Annotated in this window: 13 protein-coding genes; 5 read left to right on the forward strand and 8 right to left on the reverse strand. The window is 63.8% G+C overall.

From position 1 onward, the window contains the following. Nucleotides 1–187 precede the first annotated feature (187 nt). Together galE and AC4FWB_RS15455 are read left to right on the forward strand one after the other, a co-directional pair. Nucleotides 188–1,183 (forward strand): UDP-glucose 4-epimerase GalE, encoded by a 996-nt coding sequence (galE, locus tag AC4FWB_RS15450; RefSeq protein WP_491027217.1) that lies wholly within the window; start codon nt 188–190, stop codon nt 1,181–1,183. A 215-nt stretch (nt 1,184–1,398) separates the two neighbouring features. After that, nucleotides 1,399–2,655: a D-amino acid dehydrogenase gene (locus AC4FWB_RS15455; RefSeq protein ID WP_491027028.1), complete on the forward strand. Its 1,257-nt coding sequence runs from the start codon at nt 1,399–1,401 to the stop codon at nt 2,653–2,655. A 9-nt stretch (nt 2,656–2,664) separates the two neighbouring features. Here the strand turns inward: AC4FWB_RS15455 and AC4FWB_RS15460 are convergent, their stop codons facing one another. The 7 genes from AC4FWB_RS15460 to AC4FWB_RS15490 form a co-directional block, all read right to left on the reverse strand. Further along, complete coding sequence (locus AC4FWB_RS15460) at nt 2,665–4,023, reverse strand: FGGY-family carbohydrate kinase (protein ID WP_491027030.1); 1,359 nt, start codon at nt 4,021–4,023, stop codon at nt 2,665–2,667. Beyond that, entirely contained in the window at nt 4,020–4,334 is a 315-nt protein-coding gene (gene rhaM / locus AC4FWB_RS15465; protein WP_491027032.1) for an L-rhamnose mutarotase, read from the reverse strand. Before rhaM ends, AC4FWB_RS15460 begins: the two co-directional genes overlap by 4 nt. After that, nucleotides 4,334–5,335 (reverse strand): ABC transporter permease, encoded by a 1,002-nt coding sequence (locus AC4FWB_RS15470; protein WP_491027033.1) that lies wholly within the window; start codon nt 5,333–5,335, stop codon nt 4,334–4,336. The genes rhaM and AC4FWB_RS15470 overlap by 1 nt, the downstream gene beginning before the upstream one ends. Beyond that, the gene (locus AC4FWB_RS15475; RefSeq protein WP_491027035.1) at nt 5,332–6,309 is read right to left on the reverse strand and encodes an ABC transporter permease; all 978 of its coding nucleotides are present in this window, start codon (nt 6,307–6,309) and stop codon (nt 5,332–5,334) included. The genes AC4FWB_RS15470 and AC4FWB_RS15475 overlap by 4 nt, the downstream gene beginning before the upstream one ends. Next, nucleotides 6,306–7,865: a sugar ABC transporter ATP-binding protein gene (locus tag AC4FWB_RS15480; RefSeq protein ID WP_491027036.1), complete on the reverse strand. Its 1,560-nt coding sequence runs from the start codon at nt 7,863–7,865 to the stop codon at nt 6,306–6,308. Before AC4FWB_RS15480 ends, AC4FWB_RS15475 begins: the two co-directional genes overlap by 4 nt. Before the next feature lie 84 nt (nt 7,866–7,949). Next, entirely contained in the window at nt 7,950–8,945 is a 996-nt protein-coding gene (gene rhaS / locus AC4FWB_RS15485; protein WP_491027037.1) for a rhamnose ABC transporter substrate-binding protein, read from the reverse strand. A gap of 55 nt (nt 8,946–9,000) precedes the next feature. Next, the gene (locus AC4FWB_RS15490; RefSeq protein ID WP_491027038.1) at nt 9,001–9,810 is read right to left on the reverse strand and encodes a DeoR/GlpR family DNA-binding transcription regulator; all 810 of its coding nucleotides are present in this window, start codon (nt 9,808–9,810) and stop codon (nt 9,001–9,003) included. 185 nt (nt 9,811–9,995) lie between these two features. On the opposite strand from AC4FWB_RS15490, the gene AC4FWB_RS15495 reads away from it, so the two are divergent. The 3 genes from AC4FWB_RS15495 to ggt all read left to right on the forward strand — a co-directional run bounded on the left by AC4FWB_RS15495 (nt 9,996) and on the right by ggt (nt 15,648). Continuing rightward, the gene (locus AC4FWB_RS15495) at nt 9,996–12,098 is read left to right on the forward strand and encodes a bifunctional rhamnulose-1-phosphate aldolase/short-chain dehydrogenase (RefSeq protein ID WP_491027039.1); all 2,103 of its coding nucleotides are present in this window, start codon (nt 9,996–9,998) and stop codon (nt 12,096–12,098) included. A 120-nt stretch (nt 12,099–12,218) separates the two neighbouring features. Next, nucleotides 12,219–13,511, forward strand: a complete 1,293-nt coding sequence (rhaI, locus tag AC4FWB_RS15500; protein WP_491027040.1) for an L-rhamnose catabolism isomerase — start codon at nt 12,219–12,221, stop codon at nt 13,509–13,511. A 397-nt stretch (nt 13,512–13,908) separates the two neighbouring features. Then, a complete protein-coding gene (gene ggt, locus AC4FWB_RS15505) occupies nt 13,909–15,648 on the forward strand; it encodes a gamma-glutamyltransferase (protein WP_491027042.1) in 1,740 nt (579 codons plus the stop codon). Here ggt and AC4FWB_RS15510 read toward each other — a convergent pair. Then, entirely contained in the window at nt 15,645–15,992 is a 348-nt protein-coding gene (locus AC4FWB_RS15510; RefSeq protein ID WP_491027044.1) for a hypothetical protein, read from the reverse strand. The two genes, ggt and AC4FWB_RS15510, sit on opposite strands and share 4 nt — an antisense overlap. Nucleotides 15,993–16,002: the final 10 nt, after the last annotated feature.

A 16,002-nucleotide genomic window follows, 5' to 3' on the forward strand; every position in this document is an offset into this window, starting at 1 on the left:
TTCAGTACGATGCCTCGGACGGGAGGAACTGTTACGGACTTAACATTATAGGGAGGCGTATGCATATCGCCCAAAAGTGCACAGCGCCTTTGGGGGAACGACATGCGCTTAACGGGCTTGCGGCGGGGTTTCCAGAACGGCGGCTGTTGATACAGTTTCCGATAAATCTTGATCAGCGAGGTAGATGATGACGGTTTTGGTGACGGGCGGTGCCGGTTATATCGGCAGCCACATGGTCTGGGAGCTTCTCGATGCCGGCGAAAGCGTCGTCGTGCTCGACCGGCTTTCCACCGGCTTCGAATGGGCGGTGGCGCCCGAGGCGAAGCTCGTCGTCGGCGACGTCGCCGACCGCGAGTTGGTCGGCCGGATCATCCGGGAAAACAAGGTCGACGCCATCATCCATTTCGCCGGCTCGATCGTCGTGCCGGAATCGGTCTCCGATCCGCTCGGCTACTATGAGAACAACACCTGCAAGACGCGCACGCTGATCGAAACCGCGGTACGCGAGGGCGTGCCGCATTTCATCTTCTCCTCCACCGCAGCGGTCTACGGCGGCGCCGGGCTGGAGCCGGTGCGCGAGGACGCGCGGCTGGCGCCGGAATCGCCATACGGCCTCTCCAAGCTGATGAGCGAGTGGATGCTGCGCGATGCGGCGATCGCGCACGACATCCGCTACACGGCGCTGCGCTATTTCAACGTCGCCGGCGCCGATCCCAGGGGCCGCACCGGACAATCGACGCCCGGCGCCACGCATCTGATCAAGGTCGCCTGCGAGACCGCGCTTGGCAAGCGGCCCTTCATGCAGGTCTTCGGCAAGGACTATCCGACACCGGACGGCACCTGCATCCGCGACTATATCCATGTCAGCGATCTGGCGGCGGCGCACCGGCTGGCGCTGCAGCGGCTGCGCGACGGCGGCGAGAGCCTTGTCGCCAATTGCGGCTACAGCCATGGCTATTCGGTGCTCGAAGTGATCGACAGCGTGCGACGCGCCTTCGGCCATGATTTCGACGTCCGCATGGGCGACCGCCGGCCGGGCGACGCCGCCGCGGTGGTCGCCAATTCCGACCTTGCCCGCAAGGAATTCGGCTGGACGCCGCAGCGCGACGATCTCGACCAGATCGTCAAAGATGCGCTGGCCTGGGAGCGCATCCTGACCGGCAAGAACTCGGCGCGGAGCTAAAGCAAGTCTCCCGAAAGTGGGAACCGGTTTCGGGACAAAGACATGCGTAAAATCAAAGGCCTAAAGCGCACGGAGCGAATCTGAAAGATCGCGACGCGCTTTAGGCACAGCAAGCTGTTGGGCCAAGGGCTCGTCCAGGGTGTTGATACGCGCTATTGAGGCTCCCTAGGCGGTGCGCCAGAAGCGCACCGCCGGCATGATCCTCGAGGGGCGACATGAAGGTTCTGGTGCTCGGGGCCGGCGTGGTTGGCACGGCGGCGGCGTACTATCTGGCCAGCGACGGCCATGAGGTGACGGTGATCGAACGCCATGAGGCGGCGGCGCGCGGCACCAGCCAGTCCAATGCCGGCCTGGTCTCGCCGGGCGACGCCACCGCCTGGGCCTCGCCGGCGGCGCTGAAAACCTTCCTGCGAGGGCTCTGGAACCACGATCTCGGCATCAAGGTCAGGCTGCGCCTCGACCCCTATTTTTATGCCTGGAGCCTGCGTTTTCTGCGCGAATGCACGGTCAAGCGCCTGCGCGCCAACACCGACGTCAAGCTCAGGCTGGCGCTCTATTCGCGCGACTGCATCAATGCGCTGTCGAATGAGACCGGCATCCACTACGACGAACGCAAGCGAGGTATCCTCTACTTCTTCCGCTCGCAGAAAAGCCTCGACACCGGCACCGACAACTACCGCTATCTCGGCGAGCACGGCCTGCCGATCGAGATCGTCGGCCGCGACCGTCTGGTCGAGCTGGAGCCGGGGCTCGCGGGCGTGAAGGATAAGATCGCCGGCGGCATCTATTCGCCGATCGACCAGACCGGCGATTCCAAGCAGTTCACCGACAGGCTCGCCGCCTATGCGGCCGAAAAGCTCGGCGTCAAATTCCTGTTCGGCACGACGGTCGAGGGCCTCGACATCGAGGGCGATCGGGTCCGCGCCGTCATGACCTCTGCCGGTCCGGTTGCCGGCGACGCCATCGTCATCTCCATGGGACCGGAAAGCGGGCTGCTCGGCCGCCGTTACGGCATCGACCTGCCGGTCTATCCGGTAAAAGGCTACACCGTGACGGTACCACTCGAGGACGAGAGCAAGGGGCCGACCATGGGCGGCGCCGACGAGGACCGGCTGATCGGCTACTCCAGGCTGGGAAACCGGGTCCGCATGTCCTCGACGGCCGAGTTCACCGGCTTCGACCGCACGTTCAAGCCCAGCGATTTCAGAACCATCCTGCAAACCGGCAAGGACCTCTTCCCGGGCGCCTTCGACGAGAAGAAGGCGGTGCTGTGGGCCGGCCTCAGGCCGATGATGCCCAGCTCCGTGCCTGTGTTCGGTCAGGCGAAATACCGCAATCTCTATCTCGATACCGGCCACGGCCATGTCGGCTGGACCATGGCCTGCGGCTCCGGCAAATTCCTGGCCGACCTCGTCGCCGGCCGCAAGCCGGAGATCGATCCGCAGGGTTTGCTTTACGGCACTGCGCGCTGATCGATCGGCTTATGCCGCCACGACCTGCCGCCACGCCCGAGCATAGTCGAACCAGGCCGGATCGACTGGCGGTTCCGTCCGCTCGCCCTTGCTCATCACGGCCGCGCCATCTGACGCCAGCAGCGCAGCGCCGATGCTGGTCCCGGTCGACGTCTCCGATGCAATGACTGGCCGCTCCGTCGCAGCCGCGAGCATGCGGACGAAAAGCTGGTTCTGCGCGAAGGGCCCTTCAACAGTCGTCGGCCCGTCGCCGCCGATCAAATCGAGGCAGGTCGCGGTCATCAACGCCAGATAGAACGAGATGGCGGCGAAGCGCTGGCCGGGGTTTAGGCCCTCGGCATTGCGCCACTGAGCGATGTGATGCGGGAAGGGCCCGGAGCCTTGTTGCGTGGAGGGCAGAAGCAACGCCTTTCGCGCCAGAACGGCGGCGACATCGTCCTCGCTCCAGTCCTGCGGTTGGCCCTCGGTGAGCAGCGAGAATTCGCGCCCGCCCATGAAGCGGGCCGAGGGCACGGGGTCGCCGAGCGCATTGACATTGACGAGCGTGTCGCGCGCCGGGTCGAGTTCGACCTTGCTGCCGCCGACGGCCATCGACACCACCCATGTGCCGGTCGAAACGACGGAGAAGGGCGGTCGGTCGGCTAACAGATGCGGCAGCAGCGAGGCGTTGGAGTCATGCAGCCCGCAGAACACTGGGGTTGCGGGGTCGAGTCCTGTCCGTTGCGCGATCGCCGGCAGGATTGGTCCGAGGCGGTCTTTCGCAGGTCGCACCGGCGCCATCAGACAGCGCCAGCCCATCCTGTCGACCAGCGACGAGTAGTCGGCCCGCCAGGGGTTCCACAAGTCGGTATGACAGCCGAGCGATGTCGCCTCGTTGGCGGCGACACCGGTAAGCCGCAGCGCCCAATATTGCGCATACATCAGGATTGCGCTTGCCTCGGCGAACTCGGCGGGAAAGCGCTTCTGCTGAAAGAACAGCTGCGCGCCGATGTTGAGGCCAGCCGGCAGGCGCGGCGTGCCGGTCTCGGCAAAAGGCGGGCGGACGGCGTTATAGTCCCGCGCCAGATCGTTGATCCCTGCGAACTCATAGTCGATCACCGGTAGGGCAAGCCCGCATTCCGCATCGACGAGCACGGCCGTCGCGCCGTGGGTGGTAATCGAGATCGCGTCGATGCGCTGCTCACGGTGCAGCGCGGCCAGGCTTTCGAGGATGAACGCCCACAGCCGCTCGACGTCGTGATGCGGGTAGGGGCCGTCCGTGGCGACCGCGTTGGCTGTGCGGCGGAGCGCCACTTCGGCCATGCGCTCGAGGTCGACCAGCGCCACCTTGGCGTTGGTCTTGCCGATATCGATGACGGCGACAATCATGCCATATGGAACATTGTTTCCAGCGGCACCGCCACCGGCTCATTGTCTGGCTTGGTCTCCATGACGTCGGCCATATGCGCCCACCAACGTTGCATCACCGGATGCTTCGGCAGGTCGGCCATGCCGTGGTCATCACGCCGCCACAGCACCCCGAACAGGATGTTGGTCTCCTCGTCGAGATGAATCGAATAGTCGGAAACGCCGGCCTGCTTCAAAAGTGCCACCAGCGAGGGCCAGATTTCGTCATGACGGCGTTTGTACTCGGCCTTCATGCCTGGATTGAGCTTCATCTTGAAGGCATATTTTTCCATCAGGCGAAGCGTCCCTCGCGCAGTCGCCGCCAGACGATCGGCAGCGCAATGACGATGATCAGCAGCAGGCCGATGAAGATCGACATGACGATGCCCGGCACGTTGAGCAGACCGAGGCCGAAGGTCACCAGCCCCATGATGAAGGCGGCGAGCACGACGCCGAGGATGCTGCCGGCGCCGCCGAGGATCGAGACGCCGCCCAGCACCACCATGGTGATCGCCTCGAGCTCATAGCCCTGCGCGATCGACGGCCTTGTCGAGCCGAGCCGCGAGGTGATCAGCACCGAGGCGATGCCCGACATCAGTCCGGTCAGGCAGAACAGGATGAACTTGATGCGGCCGACGCGCACGCCGGAGAACTGGCAGGCGACCGGGTTGTTGCCGATGGCGAAGACCTTCCGCCCAAAACTCGTGCGGTGGAGCACGAACCAGTAGATGAGCGCCGCGAGGAGGAACAACGCCAGCTCGAACGAGAAAACCCACCACACATAGCCCTGGCCGAAAAAGGCAAAACTTTCCGGATAGCCCTTGTAGGCCTGGTCGCCGAGGATGATGAAGGCGATGCCGCGGAACAGGCTCATCGTGCCGATGGTGACGACGATGGAGGGCAGGCCGAGCCGCGTGACCAGCAGCCCGTTGAAGGCGCCGCAGCCGATACCGACAGCAATGCCGATCGCCACCAGCACCGGCGTGCCGGCGCCGGCCTGCACGGCCATGCCCATCATCGTCGAGGCGAGCGCCACGATCGCCGCCACCGACAGGTCGATCTCGCCGGAGATGATCAAGAGCGCCATGGCGAGCGCGATCAGGCCCTTTTCGGTGAAGTTGAAGGTCAGGTCCGACAGTGACCACGGGTCGAGGAAATAGGGCGAAGCAAAACTGTTGATCGCGAAGATGAGAACCGCGATGACGACGAGCAGCGCCTCCCAGGAGAAGATCGCCGACGAAAGCGGCTTGTCGAGCCGGTCGGGGATATGGCGCGGGTGAGGGGCGTCGGTCATGCCGCTTCCGCCTTTCTGAGGATGATGCGGCCCTGCCGGCGCTCGCCGCGCGCATTCAGCACCACGGCCAGGATGATGGCGCTGCCCGAGATCGCCATTTGCCAGAAGGGCGAAATGTTGATGACCGGCAGCGCGTTGGAGATGATGCCGAGGAACAGCGCGCCGAGCACCGCGCCGCCGACCGAGCCGATGCCGCCGGCGATCGAGATGCCGCCGATCACGCAGGCGGCGATGATGTTGAGCTCATAGCCGTTGGCGACCTCGACCGAGGCGATCACATAGCGCGAGATCCATAAGTAACCGGCGAGCCCGCCGATCATGCCTGAAATGCAGAAGACGATGAATTTGGTGCGGCCGACATCGATGCCGGCATAGACCGACGCGGTCGGGTTGACGCCGATGGCATGGATCGAGCGGCCGATCTGCGTGCGCGTCATCACCAGGAAGAACAGCGCGATTACGGCAATGGCGATCCAGGACAGCGCCGGCAGGCCGACGAAGGCCGCGCGCTGGAAATTGATGAAATCCGGGCTCATCTGGTCGGCATTGACCCATGCGCCGCCGGAGACGACGAAGGTGGCGCCGCGATAGATGGTCAGCGTGCCGAGCGTCACCACGATGGACGGGATGTTCAGACGCCACACCAGGAAGCCGTTGATGGCGCCGAGCACCAGCCCGACGGCTAAAGCTATGACGATCAACACCGGGATCGGGATCGCCGGATGGGCGGCGTTGAGCATCGCCACGACCATGCCGGTGAAGCAGAGGTTGGAGGCCATGGAGAGGTCGATCGAACGCGTCAGGATCACCACCATCTGTCCCAGCGCCAGGATCATCAGGATCGAGGTGTCGTTGAACACTTGGCGCAGGTTGGCCGGATCGGCGAAACCGGGGAACCGCGTCGAGATCAGGCCCATCAGCACAACGATGCCGGCGAGCAGCCAGATCTCGCGGTATTTGAGGAAATTCTTCATGCCGCGATCCCCGCTGCCGTCCTGACCAGCGTCTCAGCGTCGAGGCCCTTGTTGTCGTAGGTCGCCGCGATGCGGCCTTCGCGCATGACGACGACCCGGTCCGACATGCCGAGGATCTCGGGCAGCTCCGACGAGACCATGATCACCGACAGGCCTTGCGCGACCAGCTCGGCCATGAAGCCGTGCACGGCGGCCTTGGAGCCGATGTCGATGCCCTTGGTCGGCTCGTCGAGGATGATGACTTTTGGCGTCGTGGCCAGCCATTTGGCAATGACCACCTTCTGTTGATTGCCGCCGGAAAGCGTGCCGACATCCTGGCTGAGCGAGGAGGCGCGTAGGTCGAGCCGCTCGGTATAGGAGCGAGCGAGCGAGAATTCTTCCGCGAGCTTGAGCACGCCGGATTTGGAAGTGCGCTTCAGCGAAGGCAGCGAAACATTCTGGAAAATCGGCAGGCCGATCACCACACCCTGCTTGCCGCGTTCCTCAGGCACATAGACGATGCCGGCCTCGATGGAATCCGCGGCCGATTTCGGCGCGATTGCGTTGCCGCCCAGCGAGATCGCGCCTCTGCTGGTGCGGGTGATGCCGGCGATCGCCTGCATCACTTCGCTGCGTCCGGCGCCGACCAGCCCGTAGAAGCCGAGGATCTCGCCCTTTCGCAATTCGAAGCCGATGTCGTCGAACTCGGTCGGATGCGACAGGCCGGAGACGGACAGCACCAGCGCGCCGATCTTCGGCTCGCGCTGCGGAAAAATGTGGTCGACGTTGCGGCCGACCATCATGCGCACGATCTCGTTCTGGCCGGTGTCCTTGAGCAGGCCTTCGCCCACCATCTCGCCGTCGCGGAAGACGGTGTAGCGGTCGGCGATGCGGTAGATCTCGTCGAACTTGTGGCTGATGAACAGCACCGCCTTGCCTTCGCTCTTCAGGAATTCGATCAGCAGGAAAAGCTCCTCGATCTCCTTCATCGACAGCGCGGCGGTCGGCTCGTCCATGATGACGATGCGCGCGTCGATCGACATCGCGCGGGCAACGGCTACGAGGTGCTTGTTGGCGATGCCGAGGTCCTTCAGCCGCGCGTCGGCGTCGATATGGCCGGCGCGCATCGTCTCCAGCACCTCGCGGGCGTTCTTGCGCATCGTGCGCCAGTCGATGGTGCCGAAGCGGGTGCGCGGCGCGTGGCCGAGGAAGATGTTTTCGGCGACCGACAGATCGTCGAACAGCACCGTTTCCTGATGGATGGCGGTGATGCCGTGGCCGAAGGCGGCATGCGCGCTGGGCAGCGTCGTGGCCTGGCCGTCGATGCTGATCTCGCCGGCATCGGGCTGGTAGATGCCGGTCATGATCTTGACCAGCGTCGACTTGCCGGCGCCGTTCTCGCCGATCAGCGCCGTCACCTGGCCCGGATAGAGCGACAGGCTGACATTGTGCAGGGCACGTACGCCCGGGAAACTCTTGGAGATGCCCGAGAGCGTCAGGCGCGGGTTGGCGCTTGGGGCCGAGCTCGAAGGCTCAGGCCGCGCCGTCTCCATTTTGCGTTGGGCTGTCGTGTCCATATCCGTATCAGGCCCTGAGAGAAGGTCCGTTTGACGTTACGGCGGGACAATTGTCCCGCCGCATGAGCCTGAAGTCGACCAGGATCAATAGATCTTGGAGAACTTCTCGATGTTGGTCTTGTCGAACTGGAAGGGCGGAGCCATCGCAGCCGAGTTGGTGTCGTCGAGCGTCACCTTGCCGACGCGGCCGATCGACAGCGTGGCGCCGGGCTTGGCCTCTTCCTTCTTCACCGCCAGGTCATGGGCCAGATAGATCGCCGAATAGCCGAGGTCGATCGGGTTCCACAGCGCGACCGCCTGGCTGGCGCCGTTGTCGATGAACTTCTTGAACTCCGACGGCAGCGCAAGGCCGGTGACGTTGACCTTGCCGATCAGGTTCTCGTCGGTCACCACCTGTGCCGCCGCGACAACACCCACCGTGGTCGGCGCGATGATCGCCTTGAGGTTCGGATAGGACTTCAACAGCCCCTTGGCTTCGTCGGTGCTCTTCGCCGAATCGTCATCGCCATAGACGGTGGCGACCAGCTTGATCTTCGGGAACTTCTCGGGCAGCACCTTCTTCGCCGCCTCGATCCAGGCGTTCTGGTTGGTCGCGGTCGACGAGGCCGACAGGATGGCGACGTCGCCGCCTTCCGGCAGGTAGTCGGCGGCGAGCTTGATGATGGTCTCGCCGATCAGGTTGGTGTCGGACGGGTTGAGGTGGAGTTGGCGGCCTTCCTTGGCGACGCCCGAGTCCCACGAGATCACGGTGATGCCGCGATCCATCGCCTTCTTCAGCACCGGCACCAGCGCGTCGGCGTCATTGGCCGAAACGGCGATCGCGTTGACCTTCTGCGCGATCAGCGAGTTGATCACCTCGATCTGCGCTTCCGCCGTCGCCTTGGTCGGGCCGGTATAGATGACGTCGACATCGCCCAGTTCCTTGGCCGCTTCCTCGGCGCCCTTGTTGGCGGCGTCGAAGAAGCCGTTGCCGAGCGACTTCACCACCAGCGCGATCTTGACGTTGTCGGCATAGGCGGCATTCACGAACATGGCGGCGGAAAAGGCCGCCGTGACCAGCAGTTTCTTCAAAAAGCTCATCGAATATCCTCCCTTGAGCGTTGCATTCCATCGCCGCTGCGGGCGCGAGTTTTCCTCAGGCCTGCAGTGAAGATTCTTCCTTGTCGCTTGACTGTCTGCGGGCGACGATCAGCGCCACCCCTGCTGTCTCGAGCATCTTGGCCTCGCGGTCCTCGATGCCGTCGTCGGTGATCACGGTCGCGATGCGCGACAGCCCGCACAGGATCAGGCTGGAGCGCATGCGGAATTTCGAGGAATCGACCAGCACCACCAGCTCGTCGGCCTGGTCGATCAGCTTCTGCTCCGCCTGGATCAGCAGCGGATCGCCTTCCATCAGCCCGAGCGGCCCGAGGCCCTGCGCGCCCATGAACATGCGACGCGCATAGAAATTGCGCGTCACGTCATTGTCGAAGGGCGACAGGATGATGTTCTGCTCGCGGTAGATCGTTCCGCCGGACAGCATCACCGTGTTCTTCGAATGCTTGAGCAGGTGCTCGGCGATCGGGAAGGAATTGGTGAAGATCGGCATGCGGCGTCCGGTCAGGTAATGCACCATCTGGAAGGTCGTGGTGCCGCCGTTGATGATGATCGGCTCGCCGTCCTGGCAGAGGTTCACGGCTTCGCGTGCGATCGCCCGCTTCTGCGCGGCGTTCAGCGTCTCGTTGACCGAGAAGGGCCGGCCGGCGAGGCCGATGAACTGCGGCGGCGAGATCGCCTCGGCGCCGCCGCGCACGCGGCGCAGTCGCTTCTGCACATGGAGCGCGGCGATATCGCGCCGGATCGTCGCCTCGGACGAGTCCGTCAGCTCGACCATCTCCTGCACCGTCACCACAGGTTTTTCCTGGACGGCGGACAGAATGATCCTGTGGCGCTCTTTTTCGTGCATAGTTCCTCCCTGCCTGGCCATCAGGCACCACAAAACGCGCACTGTCAATCATTTCCAATCACAAAATTTCATTGTGCAGTGCAATATGATCGATATTGATCGTTTGTGATTGACAAGAGCGCCTGTTGCGTAGACATTCCCGGCGAAAAGGACCGCGCCTTTTTGCGTCCCAAGGGAGGATACCTATGCTCGACAAGCGCTCCGGCTCGCGCCTCGCCAATCTGTGGGACGATGCAAAAGCCGAAGGGATGAGCGGTCCCGAGCTTCTGGTCTATCGCTCGAACACGCTCGGCTCCGACAAGCGCGTCACCAACTATGGCGGCGGCAACACTTCGTCCAAGGTCTGGCAGAAGGATCCGCTGACCGGCGAGGATGTCGAGGTTCTGTGGGTCAAGGGCTCGGGCGGCGACAGCGCCTCGATCAAGCTTGACGGTTTTGCGACTCTCTACATGGACAAGCTGCGCGCCCTGAAAGGCCTTTATCGCGGTGTCGAGCACGAGGACGAGATGGTCGGCTATCTGCCGCACTGCACCTTCAACCTCAATCCGCGCGCGGCCTCGATCGATACGCCGTTGCATGCCTTCGTGCCGAAGGCTTGCGTCGACCACATGCATCCCGACGCCATCATCGCCATTGCCGCCGCCAAGGATTCCAAGGCGATCACGAAGGAGGTTTTCGGCGACGCTATCGGCTGGCTGCCTTGGAAGCGGCCGGGCTTCGAGCTTGGCCTGTGGCTGGAAAAATTCTGCCTCGAGAACCCCGACGCCAAGGGCGTCGTGCTCGAAAGCCACGGCCTGTTCACCTGGGGCGACACGCCGAAGGAATGCTACGAAACGACGATCTCGGTGATCAACCAGGCGATCGACTGGTTCGAGCGCAAGTCTGAGGGAAAGGCGATCTTCGGCGGCGAGGTCGTGAAGTCGCTCGACGCATCGGCCCGCCGCGCCACCGCTGCGAAGCTGATGCCTCGGATCCGCGGCCTGATCTCGGAAAAGAGCCACAAGCTCGGCCATTTCGACGACCAGCCCGCCGTGCTTGAATTCGTCAACTCGAAGGACCTGCGGCCGCTGGCGGCGCTCGGCACGTCCTGCCCGGATCATTTCCTGCGCACCAAGATCCGGCCGCTGGTGATCGAGTTCGATCCGAAGAACCCGGACGTCGACGCCGTTATCGCTCGCCTCGCCGACGACATTGCCGCCTATCGTGTCGGCTACCAAGCCTATTACGACAGCTGCAAGCACGCCGACTCGCCTGCCATTCGCGATCCCAATGCCGTTGTCTATCTGATGCCGGGCGTCGGCATGTTCACCTTCGCCGGCGACAAGGCGACGGCGCGCATCTCCGGCGAGTTCTACGTCAACGCCATCAATGTCATGCGCGGCGCCTCGACGATCTCGTCCTATGTCGGCTTGCCCGCGCAAGAAGCCTTCGACATCGAATACTGGCTGCTCGAGGAAGCCAAGCTGCAGCGCCTGCCGAAGCCGAAGGCGCTGGCCGGCCAGATCGCGCTGGTCACCGGCGGTGCCGGCGGCATCGGCCGGGCCACCGCCAACCGGCTGCTGCGCGAAGGCGCCTGCGTGGTGCTGGCCGATATCGACGAAGCGGCGCTCGCGGCAGCCAATGACGAGCTGTCGAAAGCCTATGGCAAGGATTTCGTCCGTCCGGTGCGTATCGACGTCACATCGGAAGATCAGGTCGTCGCGGGCTTCGCCGAAACTTCGGTCGAGTTCGGCGGCATCGACATTCTGGTTTCCAATGCCGGCCTCGCTTCCTCCGCGCCGATCGAGGAAACGACGCTGGCGCTGTGGAACCGGAACATGGACATCCTGTCCACCGGCTATTTCCTCGTCGCGCGCGAGGCCTTCCGGCTGTTCCGCGCCCAGAAGATCGGCGGCAATGTCGTCTTCGTCGCCTCCAAGAACGGGCTCGCCGCTTCGCCCAACGCCGCCGCCTATTGCACCGCCAAGGCAGCGGAAATCCACCTCGCGCGGTGCCTTGCGCTGGAGGGAGCGGAGGCGCAGATCAGGGTCAACGTCGTCAATCCGGACGCCGTGCTGCGCGGCTCCAAGATCTGGAGCGGCGAGTGGAAGGAGCAACGCGCCGCCGCCTACAAGATGTCGACCGACGATCTGGAAGAGCATTACCGCTCGCGCTCGATGCTGAAGCGCTCTGTCTTCCCCGAGGACATCGCGGAAGCGATCTACTTCTTCGCCTCCGACATGTCGGCCAAATCGACCGGCAACATCGTCAACGTCGACGCCGGCAACGCGCAGAGCTTTACGCGCTGATCTTTCCTTCTCCCCGTTCAACGGGGAGAAGGTGACGGTCCACCCTCCGCAGCTGCTGCGTAGGACGGGCAGGCAGATGAGGGGCGGCGCCGGCCGAACGCATTCTTGGGAGGAACCGCATTGTCTGAAGTCATCATCTCCGCCGATCTCGTCACCAAGCACAACGCCGCGCGCAAAACCGACCTCGAGCGCGACTACGCCTCGCTCGGCGAGCGTCTCGACCGGCGCGGCATCGCCATCGACGCCATCCGCGACAAAGTCGAGAAATTCGCGGTGGCGATCCCGTCCTGGGGCGTCGGCACCGGCGGCACGCGCTTCGCCCGTTTCCCGGGCGCCGGCGAGCCGCGCGACATCTTCGACAAGATCGAGGATTGCGCCGTGATCAGCCAGCTGACGCGGGCGACGCCGACTGTCTCGCTGCATATCCCGTGGGACAAGGCCGATCCGAACCGGCTGAAGCAGGCGGCATCGCGCTTCGGTCTCGGTTTTGATGCCATGAACTCCAACACGTTTTCCGACGCCAAGGACCAGAAGCTCTCCTACAAGTTCGGCTCGCTATCGCATGCCGATGCCGGCACGCGCCGGCAGGCGGTCGAGCATAATCTCGAATGCATCGAGATCGGCAAGACGCTTGGTTCGAAAGCGCTGACGGTGTGGATCGGCGATGGCTCGAACTTCCCCGGCCAGGTCAATTTCGCAAAGGCCTTCGAGCGCTATCTTGACGCCATGCGCGAAATCTATGCCGGCCTGCCGGACGACTGGCGGCTGTTCACCGAGCACAAGATGTACGAGCCGGCCTTCTATTCGACGGTCGTGCAGGACTGGGGCACCAACTACATCATCGCCAAGGAGCTCGGCGACAAGGCTCTCTGCCTGGTCGACCTCGGCCATCACGCGCCCAACGTCAACATCGAGATGATCGTGTCGCGGCTGATCCAGTTTGGGAAACTCGGCGGCTTCCACTTCAACGATTCCAAATATGGCGACGACGACCTCGATGCCGGCTCAATCGATCCCTACCGGCTGTTCCTGGTCTTCAACGAGCTGGTCGATGCCGAGCTGTCCGGCGCCAAGGGTTTTAATCCCGCGCACATGCTCGACCAGAGTCACAACGTCACTGATCCGATCGAAAGCCTGATGCTGTCGGCGGTCGAGGTGCAGCGCGCCTATGCCCAGGCGCTGCTGGTCGACCGAAGCGCGCTGGAAGGTTTCCAGGAACAGAACGACGCGCTGATGGCGACGCAGACGCTGAAAGCGGCCTACCGCACCGACGTCGAGCCGATCCTGGCCATGGCGCGGCTCAGGACCGGCGGCGCCATCGATCCCGTCGCCGCCTATCGCCAGGCCGGCTACCGGGCCAAGGTCGCGGCGGAACGACCGGCGGTCGCTGGCGGCGGCGGTGGGATTGTTTGAGGCGATTGCTTGAGAAGCCGTCGTTGAAGCTGCTGATCTCCCCCCTTGTGGGGGAGATGTCCGGCAGGACAGAGGGGGGGCGCTGTCCCGCCGACTCCTCTATGGATTGCAGTTGAGCCATCGAGCTGATTCGAGAGGATCAAATGTCCGAAGGCCGGCGATCCTTCGCGCCCCCCTCTGCCCTGCCGGGCATCTCCCCCACAAGGGGGGAGATCAGCTAGCCGCAGCCGTTGCGCTTCTTTTTGCAGCACAGGCAGGGCAACCTCGGAAGTCTCTCTCTTTCCGAAGACATCGACCGTGCGAAGCGACCAGGCGGGAGTTACCCGCTTCTTCAATTGTTATTGGACTAACCCGCGCCGAAGGGTTCTTCTAGGCGTCCCCCGCCAGGAGCCCCGCCATGCATTTCACCCGCCGAACGCTGATCGCCGTCAGCCTTTCGCTCACCTTTGCCTTCACATCATCATCAGCCGTCTTCGCCGCTTCGCCCGCTCCCGCCAAGGGCGAGCACGGCATGGTGGTGACCGCCCAGCATCTCGCCACTGAGGTCGGCGTCGAGGTGCTGAAAAAGGGCGGCAACGCGGTCGATGCCGCGGTCGCCGTCGGCTATGCGCTGGCCGTCGTCTACCCCAACGCCGGCAATATCGGCGGCGGTGGCTTTATGACCATCCGCCTCAAGGATGGTCGCTCGACCTTCATCGACTTCCGCGAGCGGGCCCCGCTTGCCGCCACCAAGACCATGTATCTCGACAAGGACGGCAAGCCGGTGAAGGGCGCCACCCTCGACGGCTATCTCGCCGTCGGTGTGCCGGGCTCGGTGGCCGGCTTCGAGATGGCGCGCGAGAAATACGGCACGCTCCCAAGACAGGATCTGATGGCGCCGGCGATTGCCTATGCCAAGGACGGCTTCGTCGTCAACCAGGGCGACGCCGCTTCGTTTGCGAGCAGCGCCGCGCGGCTGGCGAAGGATCCGGCGGCGGCTGCGATCTTCTTGAAACCGGATGGCAAGTCCTACGGCATCGGCGAGCGGCTCACCCAGCCGGACCTCGCCGCTTCGCTTTCGGCGATCTCGGACAAAGGGCCCGACGCCTTCTACAAAGGGCCGATTGCCGATGCCATCGTCAAGGCAAGCGGCGCCAAGGGCGGCATCCTCGCCAAGGGTGATTTCGAGCAATATGCGGTGCGCGAGCTGAAGCCGGTGACCTGCTCCTATCGCGGCTACGAGATCATCTCCTCGCCGCCGCCGAGCTCGGGCGGCGTCATCATCTGCGAGATACTCAACGTGCTCGAAGGCTATCCGCTGTCCTATCTCGGCGCCGGATCGGCCGAGACGGTCCATGTCATGGTCGAAGCGATGCGCCACGCCTATGTCGATCGCAACTCGGCGCTCGGCGATCCGGACTTCGTCGACAACCCGGTCTCGAAGCTGCTCGACAAGGGCTACGCCAAGGATATCCGCGACAAGATCGACCCGTTCCGCGCCGGCGTCTCGAAGGATCTGATGCCGAAGGGTTTCGGCGAATCGAATGAGACCACGCACTATTCGATCATCGACAATGACGGCAATGCGGTGGCGGTCACCTATACGCTGAACGGCTCCTTCGGTGCCGGCGTCGTCGCCGACGGCACCGGCATCCTGCTCAACAACGAGATGGACGATTTCACCCAGAAGCCCGGCGTGCCGAACCTCTATGGGCTGGTCCAGGGCGAGGCCAATGCCATCCAGCCGAAAAAGACGCCGTTATCCTCGATGAGCCCGACCGTGGTCACGAAAGACGGCAAGCCGTTCATGGTCATCGGCAGCCCGGGCGGCTCGCGCATCATCACCATCACGCTGGAGACGATCGTCAACGTTATCGACCACGACATGAACATTCAGGAGGCGATCGACGCGCCGCGCATCCACCATCAATGGCTGCCGGACACCATCTATGTCGAGCCGTTCGGGCTCTCCCCGGACACCGAGAGACTATTGGCCGGCATGGGTTATCATCTCGATCTCAGCGACCAGACCTGGGGCCAGGCGGCCGGCATCCTGGTCGGCGGCAAGAGCCTGGCGGAGATCGAGAAGGGCGGCGGCGCCCGCTACAACGGCGCCATCGACAGCCGCGCCGCTGCCGGCGAGGCGCTGGGTTATTAGATCACCAGGGTGATGGTCGAAGCGATCAGCAGCACAGCTGCGATGCCGACGAACAGCGCGTAGATGCGCGGCCGGTCGAGCAGCAGCGCGTTGCCTGAAATCCAGGCCGCCGTGGCGCCGCCGAGCGCGAACAGGAAGCCGTTGCGATGGCCCCAGTTCATGGACGCAGCCATCAGGCCGCCGATGATCAGCGCGCCGAACACGATGATGACGGCAACGGCATACTTCTCGAAATCGCTGCCGCGGCCCATCGCCGGCCCCATCGCGTTCAGATTCGGCAGATCGTCCGGATCGAAGGGGCTGGCCGAGCCGTATTCGTCTTGACCGAGGGATTCGCGCATCATTCGTTCTCCG

This window comes from Mesorhizobium sp. LEGMi-168a, from assembly GCF_058312955.1.

What these genes read in the sequence shown, in the direction of transcription:
- galE (WP_491027217.1), top strand. Translation starts at nt 188, where the DNA reads ATGACGGTTTTGGTGACGGGCGGTGCCGGTTATATCGGCAGCCACATG.
- AC4FWB_RS15455 (WP_491027028.1), top strand. Translation starts at nt 1,399, where the DNA reads ATGAAGGTTCTGGTGCTCGGGGCCGGCGTGGTTGGCACGGCGGCGGCG.
- AC4FWB_RS15460 (WP_491027030.1), bottom strand. Translation starts at nt 4,023, where the DNA reads ATGATTGTCGCCGTCATCGATATCGGCAAGACCAACGCCAAGGTGGCG.
- rhaM (WP_491027032.1), bottom strand. Translation starts at nt 4,334, where the DNA reads ATGGAAAAATATGCCTTCAAGATGAAGCTCAATCCAGGCATGAAGGCC.
- AC4FWB_RS15470 (WP_491027033.1), bottom strand. Translation starts at nt 5,335, where the DNA reads ATGACCGACGCCCCTCACCCGCGCCATATCCCCGACCGGCTCGACAAG.
- AC4FWB_RS15475 (WP_491027035.1), bottom strand. Translation starts at nt 6,309, where the DNA reads ATGAAGAATTTCCTCAAATACCGCGAGATCTGGCTGCTCGCCGGCATC.
- AC4FWB_RS15480 (WP_491027036.1), bottom strand. Translation starts at nt 7,865, where the DNA reads ATGGACACGACAGCCCAACGCAAAATGGAGACGGCGCGGCCTGAGCCT.
- rhaS (WP_491027037.1), bottom strand. Translation starts at nt 8,945, where the DNA reads ATGAGCTTTTTGAAGAAACTGCTGGTCACGGCGGCCTTTTCCGCCGCC.
- AC4FWB_RS15490 (WP_491027038.1), bottom strand. Translation starts at nt 9,810, where the DNA reads ATGCACGAAAAAGAGCGCCACAGGATCATTCTGTCCGCCGTCCAGGAA.
- AC4FWB_RS15495 (WP_491027039.1), top strand. Translation starts at nt 9,996, where the DNA reads ATGCTCGACAAGCGCTCCGGCTCGCGCCTCGCCAATCTGTGGGACGAT.
- ggt (WP_491027042.1), top strand. Translation starts at nt 13,909, where the DNA reads ATGCATTTCACCCGCCGAACGCTGATCGCCGTCAGCCTTTCGCTCACC.
- AC4FWB_RS15510 (WP_491027044.1), bottom strand. Translation starts at nt 15,992, where the DNA reads ATGATGCGCGAATCCCTCGGTCAAGACGAATACGGCTCGGCCAGCCCC.